At 41.9% G+C, this 14,250-nt stretch carries 14 protein-coding genes; 9 read left to right on the top strand and 5 right to left on the bottom strand.

Annotation, left to right across the window (positions count from 1 at the left end; genetic code table 11):
• Positions 1–9: 9 nt before the first annotated feature.
• From E4O04_RS09935 to E4O04_RS09910, 6 genes are all read left to right on the top strand, one after another.
• Entirely contained in the window at positions 10–462 is a 453-nt protein-coding gene (locus tag E4O04_RS09935; protein ID WP_253707707.1) for a hypothetical protein, read from the top strand.
• Between the two features lie 10 nt (positions 463–472).
• Positions 473–922 carry a hypothetical protein gene (locus E4O04_RS09930; protein ID WP_253687541.1) on the top strand — a complete coding sequence of 150 codons (450 nt, stop codon included), beginning with the start codon at positions 473–475 and terminating at the stop codon, positions 920–922.
• 333 nt (positions 923–1,255) lie between these two features.
• Positions 1,256–3,217 carry a 1-deoxy-D-xylulose-5-phosphate synthase gene (dxs, locus tag E4O04_RS09925; protein WP_253710843.1) on the top strand — a complete coding sequence of 654 codons (1,962 nt, stop codon included), beginning with the start codon at positions 1,256–1,258 and terminating at the stop codon, positions 3,215–3,217.
• 3 nt (positions 3,218–3,220) lie between these two features.
• Positions 3,221–4,045: a diadenylate cyclase CdaA gene (gene cdaA / locus E4O04_RS09920; protein WP_253687542.1), complete on the top strand. Its 825-nt coding sequence runs from the start codon at positions 3,221–3,223 to the stop codon at positions 4,043–4,045.
• Positions 4,035–4,985: a CdaR family protein gene (locus E4O04_RS09915; protein ID WP_253687543.1), complete on the top strand. Its 951-nt coding sequence runs from the start codon at positions 4,035–4,037 to the stop codon at positions 4,983–4,985. The genes cdaA and E4O04_RS09915 overlap by 11 nt, the downstream gene beginning before the upstream one ends.
• Positions 4,986–4,988: 3 nt before the next feature.
• On the top strand, positions 4,989–5,360 hold the full coding sequence (locus tag E4O04_RS09910) for a holo-ACP synthase (RefSeq protein ID WP_253687544.1): 372 nt from the start codon (positions 4,989–4,991) through the stop codon (positions 5,358–5,360).
• Between the two features lie 24 nt (positions 5,361–5,384).
• Here the strand turns inward: E4O04_RS09910 and E4O04_RS09905 are convergent, their stop codons facing one another.
• From E4O04_RS09905 to E4O04_RS09895, 3 genes are read right to left on the bottom strand one after another with little or no spacing between them, the layout of a single operon-like run.
• On the bottom strand, positions 5,385–6,029 hold the full coding sequence (locus E4O04_RS09905; RefSeq protein ID WP_253687545.1) for an ABC-2 transporter permease: 645 nt from the start codon (positions 6,027–6,029) through the stop codon (positions 5,385–5,387).
• Between the two features lie 40 nt (positions 6,030–6,069).
• The gene (locus E4O04_RS09900; protein WP_253707705.1) at positions 6,070–6,918 is read right to left on the bottom strand and encodes an ABC transporter ATP-binding protein; all 849 of its coding nucleotides are present in this window, start codon (positions 6,916–6,918) and stop codon (positions 6,070–6,072) included.
• A gap of 13 nt (positions 6,919–6,931) precedes the next feature.
• Positions 6,932–7,273 carry a GntR family transcriptional regulator gene (locus tag E4O04_RS09895; RefSeq protein ID WP_256488899.1) on the bottom strand — a complete coding sequence of 114 codons (342 nt, stop codon included), beginning with the start codon at positions 7,271–7,273 and terminating at the stop codon, positions 6,932–6,934.
• A 213-nt stretch (positions 7,274–7,486) separates the two neighbouring features.
• Between E4O04_RS09895 and secA the strand changes: the two genes are divergently transcribed.
• Genes secA through purH form a run of 3 tightly spaced genes read left to right on the top strand, consistent with a single transcriptional unit; the run spans position 7,487 to position 12,449 of the window.
• The gene (gene secA / locus E4O04_RS09890; RefSeq protein WP_253707703.1) at positions 7,487–10,240 is read left to right on the top strand and encodes a preprotein translocase subunit SecA; all 2,754 of its coding nucleotides are present in this window, start codon (positions 7,487–7,489) and stop codon (positions 10,238–10,240) included.
• Between the two features lie 16 nt (positions 10,241–10,256).
• On the top strand, positions 10,257–10,835 hold the full coding sequence (gene purN, locus E4O04_RS09885) for a phosphoribosylglycinamide formyltransferase (protein WP_253707701.1): 579 nt from the start codon (positions 10,257–10,259) through the stop codon (positions 10,833–10,835).
• Between the two features lie 12 nt (positions 10,836–10,847).
• On the top strand, positions 10,848–12,449 hold the full coding sequence (gene purH, locus E4O04_RS09880) for a bifunctional phosphoribosylaminoimidazolecarboxamide formyltransferase/IMP cyclohydrolase (RefSeq protein WP_253707699.1): 1,602 nt from the start codon (positions 10,848–10,850) through the stop codon (positions 12,447–12,449).
• Positions 12,450–12,455: 6 nt separating this feature from the next.
• Here purH and era read toward each other — a convergent pair whose 3' ends face one another.
• Both era and E4O04_RS09870 read right to left on the bottom strand, forming a co-directional pair.
• On the bottom strand, positions 12,456–13,376 hold the full coding sequence (era, locus tag E4O04_RS09875; RefSeq protein ID WP_253707697.1) for a GTPase Era: 921 nt from the start codon (positions 13,374–13,376) through the stop codon (positions 12,456–12,458).
• A 1-nt stretch (position 13,377) separates the two neighbouring features.
• Positions 13,378–14,226 (bottom strand): RnfABCDGE type electron transport complex subunit B, encoded by an 849-nt coding sequence (locus tag E4O04_RS09870; RefSeq protein ID WP_253707695.1) that lies wholly within the window; start codon positions 14,224–14,226, stop codon positions 13,378–13,380.
• Between the last annotated feature and the right edge of the window lie 24 nt (positions 14,227–14,250).

The following is a 14,250-nucleotide window of genomic DNA, read 5'->3' as shown; positions in this document are numbered from 1 at the left end:
GAGGAAAATATGAAAAGTGTATACAAGGCACGGCCTTACAGGGTATTTTTAAATCTTTTATTTGGATTGGGTGCAGCAATTTTTGTTACTGCAATAGCTTCTTTTTTTGTAAAAAGTACTGTTGCCGGTTTTTTATTGTTTATCGTTGTTTTTGCTGCTTACGTTTGGTTTATAATTATTAATAATCTAATTACAATAGAACTTGACGGACGTACCCTGCTTATAAAAAAAGGAAAAAAAACGGAGAAGTATGACATCGACAAAACTTCGATCCGTGCAGTTACTAAAACTTCCAGAGGGGAAACAAGCTGCAAACTCTATCTTACAAAGGAAGGCGGAACTGAGGAGTTGGTAGATTGCGAGCTTATAGGCATCACTAAGTTTATGGAGCTTTTAGAAGAGCTCGGCTTGGGTGAAACTGTTGCAAAGTTAAATACAAGTCATCAAAAAGACCTTGAATAAGGGGGCTATTATGTCTGATTTTTTTAATAATTTAAATTCCAATTATGTGATAATCATAGCCGGCTTTTTCGCTGTGTATATAATAGGCGTAATCATTTATATGAATTTAAAAAAGCAAAATACGGGTAAATGGCTCAAGGAAAACCCGAATGCGGTTAAAATTTATATAAACTATAATGCAAATATGGTTAAAATGTCCACCGACACTATAAGAATTCTTTCGGTTGACGGAGAAAAGCCTGTGTTTTTTACTGAAAAGCTAAAAAGCGGCTTTTATGTAAATCCCGGAACCCATGTGATTGAATCTACCTTTACTTTTTCAAGGCCGGGTGTTCTTCATAAGAACGTAAGCACAACCTATGGGCCGGTTAAACTGGAAGTTGAAGCTGAAGCTCTTAGAACCTATAATTATACATTTGACAAGGAAGAAGAAAGTTATAAATTTGAAGTTATCAGCTAAATAAGCGCAAATTAGTTAAATAATCAAAGATAGGATGATTTTAAATTATCCTTAAAAAAATGGGGCTTTAGTATTGACAAGCTATCCATTTTGTAATATTATTGACCCTATACTATTTATTTAAGGAGAGCCGGAATGCCTTGCGGAAAAAAACGAAAACGAAAGAAGATGTCGACGCATAAACGAAAGAAGAAGCTTAGAAAGAATCGACATAAGAACAAGAAATAAATTAGGAGTGTCTACCCCTAATTGTTCAAATATCTATAGCTTTCGGTTAAACGGAAGGGGGGCTCAGTTTTGAAGCCCCTTTTTTTTAGATTTCAGCGGAACAGAATGACAAAGAAAACCTTATTAAGTAAAATAAAAGGCCCCGAGGATATAAAGCTCCTTTCCTATGATGAACTTAAAGACCTCGCTGTAGAAATAAGAAAAGAAATTCTCACTGTAGTAGGACACAACGGCGGTCATCTTGCAAGCAATTTGGGGGTAATTGAGCTTACTCTTGCGATCCACAGGGTTTTTTCAAGTCCCCATGATGCAATTGTCTGGGATGTCGGTCATCAGGCCTATACTCATAAGATGATAACAGGCAGACAAGCCCGCTTTTCTACCTTGCGCCTTTGGGAGGGTCTTTCAGGTTTTCCCAAGAGAGAGGAAAGCATCCATGATGCCTTTAATACCGGCCATGCCTCAACTTCGATTTCTGCAGCCCTAGGCATTCTTGAAGGAAAAAGGCTGAACAAGGACAGCGGTAAGGTTATAGCCGTTATAGGTGACGGCGCTATGACCGGCGGGATGGCCTTTGAAGCTCTTTCCAATGCCGGAGAACTAAAAAAAGATTTAATCGTTATAATCAACGATAATAAAATGTCCATAAGCAAAAATACCGGAGCTTTCTCCGAGTACTTGAGCCGCCTTACCGTTCATGAGGGTTACCAGCGCTTTAAGTACCTTTTTGACAAGGCTGTGGGTTCAATTCCCCTTGTAGGAAACAAACTTAATTCTATAATTTGGCGTTTAAAGCGGGGAATGAAGGGGATATTCTACAAGAACAACATCTTTGTGGATTTCGGTTTTGAATATGTAGGTCCCATAAACGGCCATAACATAAGGGAACTTGAAAAGGTTTTAAAAAACGTAAAAAAATTAAACAGTCCCGTTGTTATGCTTGTTGAAACTATAAAGGGCAAGGGCTATCCCTTGGCCGAAATAAATCCTTCGGCCTTCCACGGAATTGGCCCCTTTAACATTGCCGACGGAAAGGTAGAAAAAAACGATGCGATTACCTTTACTCAAGCCTTTGGAAAGTCCTTGGTAAAAGCTGCCGAAAAGAACCCTAAGATAGCTGCCATAACGGCAGCCATGGAATCGGGAACCGGTCTTTCTCTATTTCATAATAAATTTCCTGAAAGATTTTTTGATGTAGGTATTGCCGAGGGCCATGCCGTTACCTTTGCAGCAGGCCTGGCCTCTGCCGGGATGAAACCTGTTACGGCAATTTACAGTACCTTTTTACAGCGTGCAATAGATCAGGTTATACATGATACTTCAATACAAAACTTGCCTGTAGTCTTTGCTATAGACCGAGCGGGCCCCGTTCCTGCTGACGGAGAAACCCATCAGGGGCTTTTTGACATAGCCTTGCTTCGCCCCATTCCCAATATGGCAATCCTTTGCCCTGCATCCGAAAAAGAGCTGGATCTAATGCTTTCTTGGTCCCTTATTCAGGATAACCCGATAGCAATAAGATATCCTAAGGCCGATTGTCCTAAAGAAATACCCGAATTTTCTCAAAGCATAGAAAAAGGGCGGGGTGTACTGATAAAGAATTCCGATAAGAGCCGCATTTTAATAGCTTGTACCGGAGGGATGTACAATGAAGTTAAAGAGGCTTCTGCAATTCTTGCGCATAAGGGCTTGTTTACGGATATATATAATGTGAGATTTGCAAAGCCCATAGACGAAAAATATTTTTTAAATATTACAAAAGATTATTCACACATTCTTTTTGTAGAAGACGGCATGAAGATAGGCAGCTTAAGCTCGCACTTGGAATCCCTTATTTTAAGGTCCCAAATTAACAAAGCCGGGCACCAAAGCAGTAAAACCGGATATCAAAATAAAAGAACCGAGGTGCTTGCCTTTGAAGATATGTTCTTCCCCCATGGAACCCGCTCCGAAATTTTTAAAGGAGCAGGTGTATCGGCAGAACACATTGTGCAGGCAGCAGAGCTGCTTCTTGCCGAAACTCATACCGCTTCGGCTTTGACCTCTGTTCCGGTAAAGGAGAATTAGGATATGGAATTTATTAGAAACATTACGGCTTTTTATTCTTCATATCTAAGGCCTGTTTTTGATGTGCTTTTACTTGCTTTTTTGATGTACAAGGCCTACCAAATTTTATTAAAAACTCAGGCAATTCAGCTTATAAAGGGTGCAATGTCGATTTTGGTCATTTATGCCGTTGCCATGATTTTTAAGCTTGAAACCCTTTTATGGATTTTAAATACCCTAGGTCCCGGCCTTGTTATAGGTGTCGCCATCGTATTCCAGCCGGAACTTCGTAAAATATTTTTAAAGATAGGGCAGAGCAACTGGCTCAGAACCGGAAAGCACTCAAACCACAGTCATATAGATTCCGTTGTTACTGCTGCCGAAATCTTATCCGACAAAAGGCGGGGAATGTTGGTAGTTTTTATGCGCCGGAATAATTTAAAGGATATTATCGATACGGGAACAAAACTTAATGCGGGGCTCTCATCAAGTCTTCTGGTTACGATTTTCGGGCATGATACTCCTCTTCATGACGGAGCTGCAATTGTGCAAAACGGAATGGTAGTTTCAGCCGGCTGCTTCCTCCCCCTTTCGGAACAGCAGGATATAAGAAAGAGCTTTGGAACCCGTCACAGGGCGGCAATAGGTGTTTCCGAAGAAACTGATGCAGTAGTTCTTGTCGTATCCGAAGAAACGGGGGCCTTGAGCCTTGCCTATGATTCCCACCTTTATTACGATTTAAGTGCTGATGAAGTTGTAGCCCAGCTTGAGCAGCTTTTGGAAATAAAAAAATATTTTGCTCAAGAAGAATCTTTGGATTTAGCGGAGGCCTTACAAGATGAAAATTAAAAAAATAATTGACCGCTTAGCGGAAAACTGGCTTGCAAAGGTTATAAGTTTTGCCCTTGCCATAGTTTTGGTGCAGTTATATAAGGGCAGCCTTTTAGAAAAAAAATACTTTTATGCTCCCCTCGTTATAGAAAATTCGGGAGAGTTGGTTCCGGCTGTAAATATTCCGAGGCTGGTAAAAATTTCGGTCTGGGGAGATTCTACCGTTATAGCCCCTATTCGGGAAGAACATATAATGGCTTATATGGATTTGTCTGCAATCAGCAGTCCAGGAGAGTACCGCATTCCCATACAGGCTAAACTAAAGGGCTTGGCTTCAAGTATCAGTGATTTTGAAGTTGAAGTTGAACCTTCCGATATAAAGTTGACGCTTGAGGAAAGTTTATCTAAGAGGGTTAATGTCCGCTTAAATCTAGGCGGCGTTCCGGCAGAAAATTATGAGGTTTATGAAAGAGACGTGGATCCTGCTACAGTAGAAATAAAGGGGCCTCACTCTGCCGTTTCGCAAATTGAAGAAATGCTGACAAACAGCGTACAAATAGATAACCGCAAAACAGGCTTTTCGGGCTATGTAGATGTGTTTGCCTCTAATCCCCTTGTTTCCGTAATAGGGACTTCCAGAATTGCCTATTCGATTAAGATACGCGAAATAGTAAGTTTACAAACTTATGAGGAAATAGCTCTTTATTTTGATAATCTAAACGAGAAATTTGAAGTTGTTTCGGATTCCGTTTTGGGAAGTATTACTGTAAGAGGTACTAAGACTGTTATTGCTTCATGGGTTCCGCCTGAAAATGTTTTGAGGGTAAACTGCAGCAATATAACGAAACCCGGTGTATACAGCTTACCTGTTCAAGCCGTTATTCCCGGAAAGCTTTCTCTTATAGATGCAAACCCTAAAAACATTCAGTTTGAAGTCAGGACAAAGTCTTCCGAATAAACTATGATACTCGGTCTCGGTATAGACATAGTTGAAGTTTCCCGCCTCGAAAAATGGCTGAGCAATAAAAAGCTCCTTGAAAGGTTTTTTTGCAAAGAAGAAATTGAATATGTGCTTTCGAAGGAAAATGGAGCAGCCCGTTCCCTGGCTGTCCGCTTTGCTGCAAAAGAAGCCTTAGGAAAAGCTCTTGGAACAGGCTTGGCCGGGATAGAGCTAAAAGATATAGCCGTTGCAAACGATAAGGCCGGAAGACCTTTTTTAAAACTTTCCGGCACCGCCCTTGACGCTTTAAACAAAAAAGGCGGGGAATCTTGTCATCTTTCATTAAGCCACGAAAAAACTACCGCCGCCGCCGTTGTCATAATAGAAGGTTAAACTTTGCTCTTTATGGAACTTTGATCAAAATTCCTTTTTCTCATATATTTTAATGCTCAAAAAAATCGAATAATAAATAGATAAAATAATTATTCCTGCAAAGACTACGGCCGGTGCAATCCCCTTAAGATTTATTATGTAATCGAAAGGTACACTTAAATTTTTTTTACTGACAAAATAAATAGTTAGACCATATAAAATGCCCTTTATAGTATTTGCTTTTTTGTTGTCAAAGTATTCCAAGGGAATAAATAAAACATTATATATAAATTGGCAAACTATAAAAATGATAAAAACTTCTTTAGGTATAGCTATAGGTCTTTTAAATGCGGCAGAAACCGTTATTTGCGATAAAACTGAAAGAAGCATTGCCGACATACCGAATAAAAAGATAATAAGGTATCGGCTGAGAACTATTTCTTTCCGGCTTACAGGCAAGGAATTTAATAAGATATCTTCACCGATTCTAAAGCCTTCTATTCTTTCAATTTTTGTAGCAGCAGAAAAAATATGCATAGATACCACAAACGGAAAAAAGAATCCCAAAATACCGTATTTACTATTTCCCATAACCATAATGGGAGTTAGTATTATTATTGTGATAAGTATCACCATAAAAAACTTATTTTCTCTTGTTTTTCTTATATGTGTTAAAATCAATTGTCTCATAAAATTTCTCCTAACTGTTTATCGAATCTCCTATAAAAACTTAATTTGAAGCCTTTTCATAAAAAAACATGATGTCTTCTAAAGAAGGCTTTTCGATTATTATGCTTGAAGGAAGACCTTGTTTTTCTTTTGTGAGGGCTTCAAAGCCTACTCCGGTTTTACGTATTCCGATGAGCTTATTTTCTATTCCGTCTTTTAGCTCATCAAGACCTCCTTTTACCAGAGAGTATTCCGAAAAAATATCGTCCTTTCTCTTTGAAAAAACTATTTCTCCGTTTTTGATAAAGGTGATATAGTCTGCAATGCGCTCCAAGTCGCTTGTAATATGGGTCGAAAAAAAGATGCTCGATTTTCCGTCGCTTATTACGTCATAAAAAATATCCAAAAGTTCCCGCCTTATAATCGGATCTAATCCGCTTGAAGGCTCATCCATAATTATAAGTCTCGCATGATGGGATAGGGCGACGGCAAGGGAGTACTTGGTTTTCATTCCCTTTGAAAGCTGCATTATTTTTTGATTTTTATCCAGCTTAAATTGCGAAAGATAATTTTTGTAAGCCTCCCAATCCCAAGAGCCGTAAAATGAAGCTATAATCTTTGTCATATCCCTTATCTTTAATTGCTCATAAAAACAAGGTTCATCATACACAAAGCCTATATCTTGTTTTAGGGAATTAAAGTTTTTTTCGGCCGGTTGCCCGAAAATTTCTATTTGCCCCGAATCTTTTTTGATTAGCTGCATGATGAGCTTAATCGTTGTGGTTTTTCCGGCTCCGTTTGCTCCTATAAACCCCATCACCGTCCCTTGGGGGATTTGCAAGTTTATGTTTTTAAGACTAAAAGTTTTATAATCCTTGTTTAAGTCTTTTATGTTTAAAATATAATCCATAAATTTTTCCTGTTTATAACTCTTCATCAAAAAGAAGCTTTACTATCTGTACAAATTCTTTTTCCGTTATCTTCAGCCTCTTTGCCTCATCTATAGCCTCGGCTATCTTTTCTTCAACTATGCTCCTTCCGGCTTCTTTAAGCCTTTCAGGATTTTGGTAGGCTACAAAGGAGCCCTTTCCTTGAACCGAGTCTATAAAGCCGTCCCTTTCCAATTCATCGTAGGCCCTCTTGGTTGTGATAACCGAAATTTGCAAGTCCTTTGCCAAGGTCCTTATGGAGGGGAGGGGGGCTCCTTCTTCTATTTCTCCGTTTAGGATTGCCTTTTTTATTGCCGAATATACTTGTTCGTATATAGGATCTTGGGATGAATTGGATATAATTATTTTTAGAATTTCCTTTACCTCCTTTTTAAAAAATAGCGGTACCTAATGTATATACAGTATATACTGTATATAAACACTTGTCAAGATCTAAAAAAGAAATTTTATAAAAATTTTTAATCTCAAAAGAACTTAAGCCGTTTCCCTCTTCTCTTTTTCCTTAAATTTTGATACATTATACATAATATGTTAGATTCTATAATTAAAATTCTTTTCGGCTCGAAGCATGAGCGGGATATTAAGGCCATGCTTCCGATTTTACACAAGATAAACGAAAAAGAGGCTTGGGCTCTCTCCCTCTCCGAGGAGGAGTTTAAGGCAAAAACGAATGAGTTTAGAGAACGCTATCAAAAAGGCGAATCCTTGAATTCCTTTATACCTGAAGCCTTTGCCCTTGCGCGTGAGGCAGCTAGGCGTATCTTGGGCGAGCGTCCCTACGATGTTCAGATTTTAGGCTCCCTTGTTCTCCATTCGGGAAAGATTGTTGAAATGAAGACGGGTGAGGGCAAGACCCTTATGAGCGTTGCCGCTGCCTACCTAAACAGCTTGACCGGAAAGGGCGTTCACATTGTAACGGTAAACGATTACCTTGCAGAGCGCGATGCCGACTGGATGAGGCCTGTTTATTCTTATCTTGGAGTAAGTGTCGGAGTTATCCTTTCCAATATGGAAAACGATGCCCGCCGTATAGAATATAACTGCGATATAACCTATGGCACCAATAACGAGTTCGGTTTTGACTACCTACGCGACAATATGCAGATGAGGCTGAAGGATAAGACCCAAAGGGAATTTTCCTTTGCAATCGTAGACGAAATCGACTCTATCTTGATAGACGAGGCAAGAACTCCCTTGATTATTTCGGGAGCTGCCGAAGACGACACTCAGCGTTTTTTTGAAGTTGACCGCCTTATCGGCCAATTAAAAGAGGTCGAAAAAAATCCCGAAACGGGAGAGTATCCTAATGAGCTTGAAGGCGAAGAAGTTATCGGGGACTATACGGTAGACGAAAAAAGTAAGCGCATTTCCTTTACCGATTCGGGTATGCTCCATATTCAGGACATCCTCCAAAGACAGGGGCTTATCAAAAGCGGAAACCTCTTTGATGAAGAAAACTTTGAGTACATTCACTATTTTACCCAGTCGGTGAGGGCCCATATTCTTTTCCATATAGATGTAGACTATGTTGTTCAGGACGGGCAGGTACAGATAGTAGACGAGTTTACGGGCCGTGTTTTGGAGGGACGCCGTTATTCTGACGGGCTCCATCAGGCTATCGAAGCTAAGGAGCATATTAAAATAGCTCAAAGGAATAGAACCCTTGCTACCATTACCTTCCAAAACTTTTTTAGAATGTATGACAAGCTTTCCGGCATGACCGGTACGGCCGATACGGAAGCCGTAGAGTTTACAAAGATTTATAACCTCGATGTTGTAGTTATTCCGACCAACCTTCCCGTTGCCCGAAAGGACGAGCATGACGTAATCTATTTAAACGAGAACGACAAATTTGAAGCTCTTTGTACCGAAATAAGCGAGGCATATAAGAGGGGGCAGCCCGTCCTTGTAGGTACTGTTTCTATCGAAAAGTCCGAGCTTATTTCAAAACTCTTGACAAAGAGGGGTGTAAGGCACGAGGTTTTAAATGCCAAGAATCACGAGAGAGAAGCCCTCATCATTGCAGAAGCCGGAGCAAAGGGCTCTGTTACCATAGCCACCAACATGGCAGGACGAGGTACCGACATTAAGCTGGGAGGAAGCCCCGAAATGCGCGCCAAAAAACGCACGGGAACAAATCCCAATCCCGATTATTACGAAAAGGTTCTTGCAGAAGAATATGCAAAATGGCAGGCTGACTATAACGAGGTAAAATCTCTTGGAGGCCTTTATGTAATAGGTACGGAGCGTCATGAAAGCCGCCGAATCGATAACCAGCTTCGAGGTCGTTCAGGCCGTCAGGGAGATCCGGGCCGCTCCAAATTCTTCCTTTCTCTCGATGACGACCTCATGAGGCTTTTCGGAGGCGAAAATTTAAAGAATGTTATGTCCAAGGTCGGAATGCAGGCCGGAGACCCAATAGAGCATCCTTGGATAAATAAGAGTATCGAAAAGGCTCAGACAAAGGTGGAAAACCGTAACTTCGATATTCGAAAACATTTGCTGGAATATGACGACGTATTAAACGAACAGCGCTCCTTTATCTATGAGCAGCGCAATGCAATCCTTGCAGACGAAAACCTCATCGAGCGTATTTATGCCACGTTAGAAGAATTTATAAGCGAAAAATTCGATGAGTATAGTTCAAGCTCAAAGACCGAAAAGGAAGAGAGAGCCCGTCTTATAAAGGACATCTTTAGGGAAAAGTTTGCCTATACCCTGACCGAAGAAGATTTTGCAAACATCGATAAAAAGAATCATGAAGAAGAGATAAACGAATTTGTCGAGCATTTTACAAAGGAACTAAAAGAAAAAGAAGCTCTTGCCGGTAAGGAAAACTTAAACATGTTTATCCGCTATCAATACTTGCAGGCTATCGACAAAAAATGGCTCGACCATCTTGAAAATTTGGAATCCTTACGCGAGGCTGTTTATCTTCGCTCCTACGGCCAAAAAAATCCTTTGACAGAGTACAAGCTTGAAGGCTTCGATATTTTTTATTCCATGCTTGACGATATAAGAATCGAAATCGCCTCCCGTCTTGTCCGTGTTCAAATCAGCACGGAAGAAGAAGCCCATGCTTCACGGCAAATGCGTTCCATTCAGGGAAATGCTCAACACAACTCGATGGGTAGTTTTTCTGGCGGAGGGCAGACAGCCCTTTCTGCAAGTAGCCGTCCCGAAAATGCTCAAGTTGTGCGTACCGTTCCCAAGGTCGGAAGAAACGATCCCTGTCCTTGCGGCAGCGGAAAAAAATACAAGCACTGCTGCGGAGCAAATTAATAATTAGGAATTAGGAATGAAGAAAAAACTTGTGGTGCTGGTTTCGGGGAATGGGTCTAATCTTCAAGCCGTAATCGACGGAATAAAAAAGGGTACCATTGATTATACGATTGAGGCTGTTGTATCAAACAAAAAAGATGCCTTTGCTCTGACCCGTGCCGAAAGGGAAGGAATTAAACCCCTTTATCTTCCCTTTAAAAAAGGATCATCCCGGAACGAATATGATGCCCTTCTTGCAGAAAAGGTTAAGGAATTTAAACCGGACTATGTTTTGCTTTTGGGCTGGATGAGAATTTTAACGGATAGCTTTATAACTTCATTTAAGGATAGGCTTATAAATCTTCATCCGGCCCTGCCCGGGACCTTTCCGGGAACGGAGGCTATAGAGCGGCAGTACGCGGCTTTTATGAAGGGAGAAATTTCGCGGTGCGGAATTATGACCCACTTTGTTCCCGATGAGGGAGTCGATTCGGGGCCTGTAATTTTTGCCGAAGAAGTTTCGATTTTTGAAAATGAGGGATTAGAAGATTTTGAAAAAAGAGTACATGAGGCGGAACACGCCCTTGTAATAAAAACATTAAAAACTTTACATTAAAGGAAAGAAGTTATGGGATTGGTATTGGCATCGGTTTCGGATAAGACTGGGTTAAAGGATTTTGCGGCTTGTTTAAAAGCGGCCGGTTATGATTTTATTGCCTCAGGAGGAACTGCAAAGACCTTGGAAGAGGCAGGCATTAAGGTAAAAGAGGTTTCCGAATATACCTCTTCGCCTGAAATTTTAGGCGGAAGGGTTAAGACCCTTCATCCCATGATTCACGGCGGCATTTTAGCCCGCGATACCGAGGAGGATAGGGCAGAGCTCAAGGCCCTGGGCTTTAGCGAAATCGACATTGTGATAGCCAACCTATACCCCTTTGAAAAAACTATAAGCTCCCCAAATTCGACTGAAAGCGATTGCATCGAAAACATCGACATAGGAGGAGTCGCTCTTTTAAGGGCGGCCGCAAAAAACTATTCCCGAGTTGCAATTATATGCGACCCGGCCGACTATGACGAAATTTCTTCCGAAATCGAGAAGGCGGGAGAGATTTCTCTTTCTTTACGCAAAAGATTGGCAATAAAGGCCTTTGACCTTTGTACCCGCTATGATGCGGCAATAACTTCTTGGCTTAGCAGGCTAAACCGGCTTAGCCACGGTATGGAAGAAAAAACCTCCCTTACCCTTTGTGCCCATCCGGGACAGGATTTGCGTTACGGGGAAAACCCTCATCAAAGGGCATGGCTTTACACAAACGAGCCTAAGACAGGCCCCTTAGGAGGCAGGGTCTTACAGGGAAAGGAGCTTTCCTATAACAACATCCTAGATGCCGATGCTGCATGGAGGGCTGTTTCTATGTTTACAAAACCTGCAGCCGTTGTGGTAAAACACCTCACCCCCTGCGGCCTTGCCGAAATAAATAAAGAGGATGCAAAGGAATCCGCATATTCTTCTCCCCATTCGGAAGTTTCTTTAGCCCTAAGGGCCGCCATCGACTGCGACCCTGTTTCAGCCTTTGGAAGTATAATCGCCTTAAACCGCCCCTTCGATAAGGCTTCGTTTGAAACTCTCGGCTCCTTGTTTGTCGAGTGTATTATAGCCCCTCTTTTTACCGAAGAAGCAAAAGAGCTTTTGTCTGGCAAAAAAAACTTACGCCTCATCGAGGCTCCCTTCCCTCAAGAAAAAGAGCTTTATGAATATAAGTCGGTCTTGGGAGGCTTTTTAAAGCAGGAAAAAGATTTAGGCGACCCTGAAAGCACCGAATATAAGGACGCAGCTTCAAGGAAGGCAACACCCCTTGAAAGGTCTCTTTTACAATTTGCCATGAAGGCCTGCACCATGGTTAAGTCCAATGCCATCCTCCTTGCAGCCCCGATAGATGCTTCAAATCCTCAAAAAGGCTTTTGCTCCGTCGGCATAGGCTGCGGCCAGCCCAACCGCGTGGATGCCGCCCGCCAAGCCATCGAAAGAGCCGGAGAGCGGGTAAAGGATGCTGTCCTTGCCTCAGATGCCTTTTTCCCCTTTCCCGACACAATCGAAGAAGCCGGTAAGGCAGGCATAAAGGCCGTAATCCAGCCCGGCGGTTCAATCCGAGACGATTTAAGCATTGAAGAATGTAACAAACACGGAATGGCTATGCTGGTAACGGGAGTAAGGCACTTTAAGCATTAGGAAATTCTAATACGAAATCTTCTGTATAATACTATCTTTTTGGCGCCAGTTTTTGTTGACACGGACTTGAAGATCCAGCTGAACCTTATAAGGAAAGATTTTACGCATTTCGGCCATGGATTTTACTCTTATGCTTTTGATGACGGCCGCTCCCTTGCCTATGAGCATGGCCTTCTGGCTCTCTTTTTCGACATAGAGAAAGGCCCGTACCCAAAGCTCTTTGCCGTTTTTACGCATTTCTGCATCTTCTACCCCTGCATAGAGGGCGTGGGGAATTTCTTCTCTGGTGTGGGCTATGGCCTGTTCCCTTATAATTTCGGTAATCCTAAAGACCACATCCTGATCGGTGTAGATGTCTTTCGGGTAGAGAGCTTCTCCTTCGGGAAGGAGTTCTATGAGGAGGAATAGAATTTCGTTTATGCCCTCATCCTTTAGGGCCGAAATTTCAACGATTCTTTCTTGCGGAATATCGGGAAGAAGCTTTGATATTTCCTTTCTTGCAAAGTCAATTTTTGAGGATGCCGGAGCTTTTGGTGCGCCGTCTCCCTTTGAGGCGGCAAGATCGGCCTTGTTGAGTCCTATTACTGTTTTTTCTTGTAAGGAGCTTAAAAGAGAGCAGATGTTTTTTTCTTCTTCTCCGAATTCCCTCGAAAGGTCTATGAGGTATAGGACGGCATCCCCTTCTTCCAGACGGGTTTTTGCAATTTCTTGAAGTTTTAGGTTTAGTTTTTTTTCGGATTTGTGGTAGCCGGGGGTATCGATAAAAACTATCTGTCCCTTGGTGGTGTTTACGATACCCCTGATTGCATTTCGGGTGGTTTGCGGAATTGAAGATACAATCGAAACTTTTTCGCCCGAAGCCGTATTTAAGAAAGTTGACTTACCGGCTGAGGGGCGTCCTATTATCGTTACAATTCCGCTTTTCATTTTATGCGCTTTGGCAGCCTTCGCAAGATGTGCAAGAGTTAAACTTTATCTTGTTTTCTGTAAGCATGAGAACTTTTGTCGGGCATCCTTCAACGCACTTATTGCATGAATCGCAAAGAGCATAATCTACCTTGGGTATTCCGTCTATTACCTTTATGGCTCCGGTAGGACAGTTCTTTTCGCACTTCATACACTTTATGCAGCCTCGCTTACAGTTTTTCATAATCTGGGGCTTACGCGGGTTTTTGCATGAACAGAGGGCTATGGCTCCCTTTTGATCTATAGGAACAGTGGTTAAAATGTGCTGCGGACATTGGGCAACACAAACTGCACAGCCTGTACACTTATCGTAATCTACTTCAGGAAGTCCGTTTTCTTTGACATGGATGGCATCAAAGGGGCAGGCATGTTCGCAGTCGCCAAGGCCTATGCATCCCCAATCACATTCCTTTGTTCCGTTAATCGAAATCTTTGCAGCCTTACAGGTTTTGACTCCTATGTAGTCACACTTGTTTTTGCATACATCATGAGAACCTTGACAGGTTAAAACCGCTACCATGGCCGAAGCCGAAGCATCGACACCCATTATCTTTCCGATAGCTTGAGCTACAGGAGCGGCTCCTACAGGGCATCCGTTTACCGGTGCATCGCCTGCCGCAACTGCTGCAGCAAATCCGTCACAGCCGGGGTAACCGCAGGCACCGCAGTTTGCTCCCGGAAGAGCTTCTCTTACGGCTGCAGCCGTCTTATCCGGTTCCACATAAAATATTTTCTTAAAAAAGCCAAGTAAAAGGCCCAACAAAAGAGACAACACCAGCGATACGGCCAAGGTCAATAAAATAATATTCATGCATACTCCAATAAAACTTTATTT

The sequence above is a fragment of the Treponema sp. OMZ 799 genome (genome assembly GCF_024181365.1).
Taxonomy (GTDB): Bacteria; Spirochaetota; Spirochaetia; order Treponematales; family Treponemataceae; genus Treponema_B.
Note: the sequence above shows the minus strand (reverse complement) of the source record. Positions and strands in the feature narration are given on the sequence as shown.

Excerpts from the sequence above, each read along its gene's own strand:
- E4O04_RS09930 (WP_253687541.1), top strand. The coding sequence starts at position 473 with ATGTCTGATTTTTTTAATAATTTAAATTCCAATTATGTGATAATCATA.
- E4O04_RS09915 (WP_253687543.1), top strand. The coding sequence starts at position 4,035 with ATGAAAATTAAAAAAATAATTGACCGCTTAGCGGAAAACTGGCTTGCA.
- E4O04_RS09910 (WP_253687544.1), top strand. The coding sequence starts at position 4,989 with ATGATACTCGGTCTCGGTATAGACATAGTTGAAGTTTCCCGCCTCGAA.
- secA (WP_253707703.1), top strand. The coding sequence starts at position 7,487 with ATGTTAGATTCTATAATTAAAATTCTTTTCGGCTCGAAGCATGAGCGG.
- purN (WP_253707701.1), top strand. The coding sequence starts at position 10,257 with ATGAAGAAAAAACTTGTGGTGCTGGTTTCGGGGAATGGGTCTAATCTT.
- E4O04_RS09870 (WP_253707695.1), bottom strand. The coding sequence starts at position 14,226 with ATGAATATTATTTTATTGACCTTGGCCGTATCGCTGGTGTTGTCTCTT.
- purH (WP_253707699.1), top strand. The coding sequence starts at position 10,848 with ATGGGATTGGTATTGGCATCGGTTTCGGATAAGACTGGGTTAAAGGAT.
- E4O04_RS09935 (WP_253707707.1), top strand. The coding sequence starts at position 10 with ATGAAAAGTGTATACAAGGCACGGCCTTACAGGGTATTTTTAAATCTT.
- cdaA (WP_253687542.1), top strand. The coding sequence starts at position 3,221 with ATGGAATTTATTAGAAACATTACGGCTTTTTATTCTTCATATCTAAGG.
- E4O04_RS09905 (WP_253687545.1), bottom strand. The coding sequence starts at position 6,029 with ATGAGACAATTGATTTTAACACATATAAGAAAAACAAGAGAAAATAAG.
- era (WP_253707697.1), bottom strand. The coding sequence starts at position 13,376 with ATGAAAAGCGGAATTGTAACGATAATAGGACGCCCCTCAGCCGGTAAG.
- E4O04_RS09900 (WP_253707705.1), bottom strand. The coding sequence starts at position 6,918 with ATGGATTATATTTTAAACATAAAAGACTTAAACAAGGATTATAAAACT.
- dxs (WP_253710843.1), top strand. The coding sequence starts at position 1,256 with ATGACAAAGAAAACCTTATTAAGTAAAATAAAAGGCCCCGAGGATATA.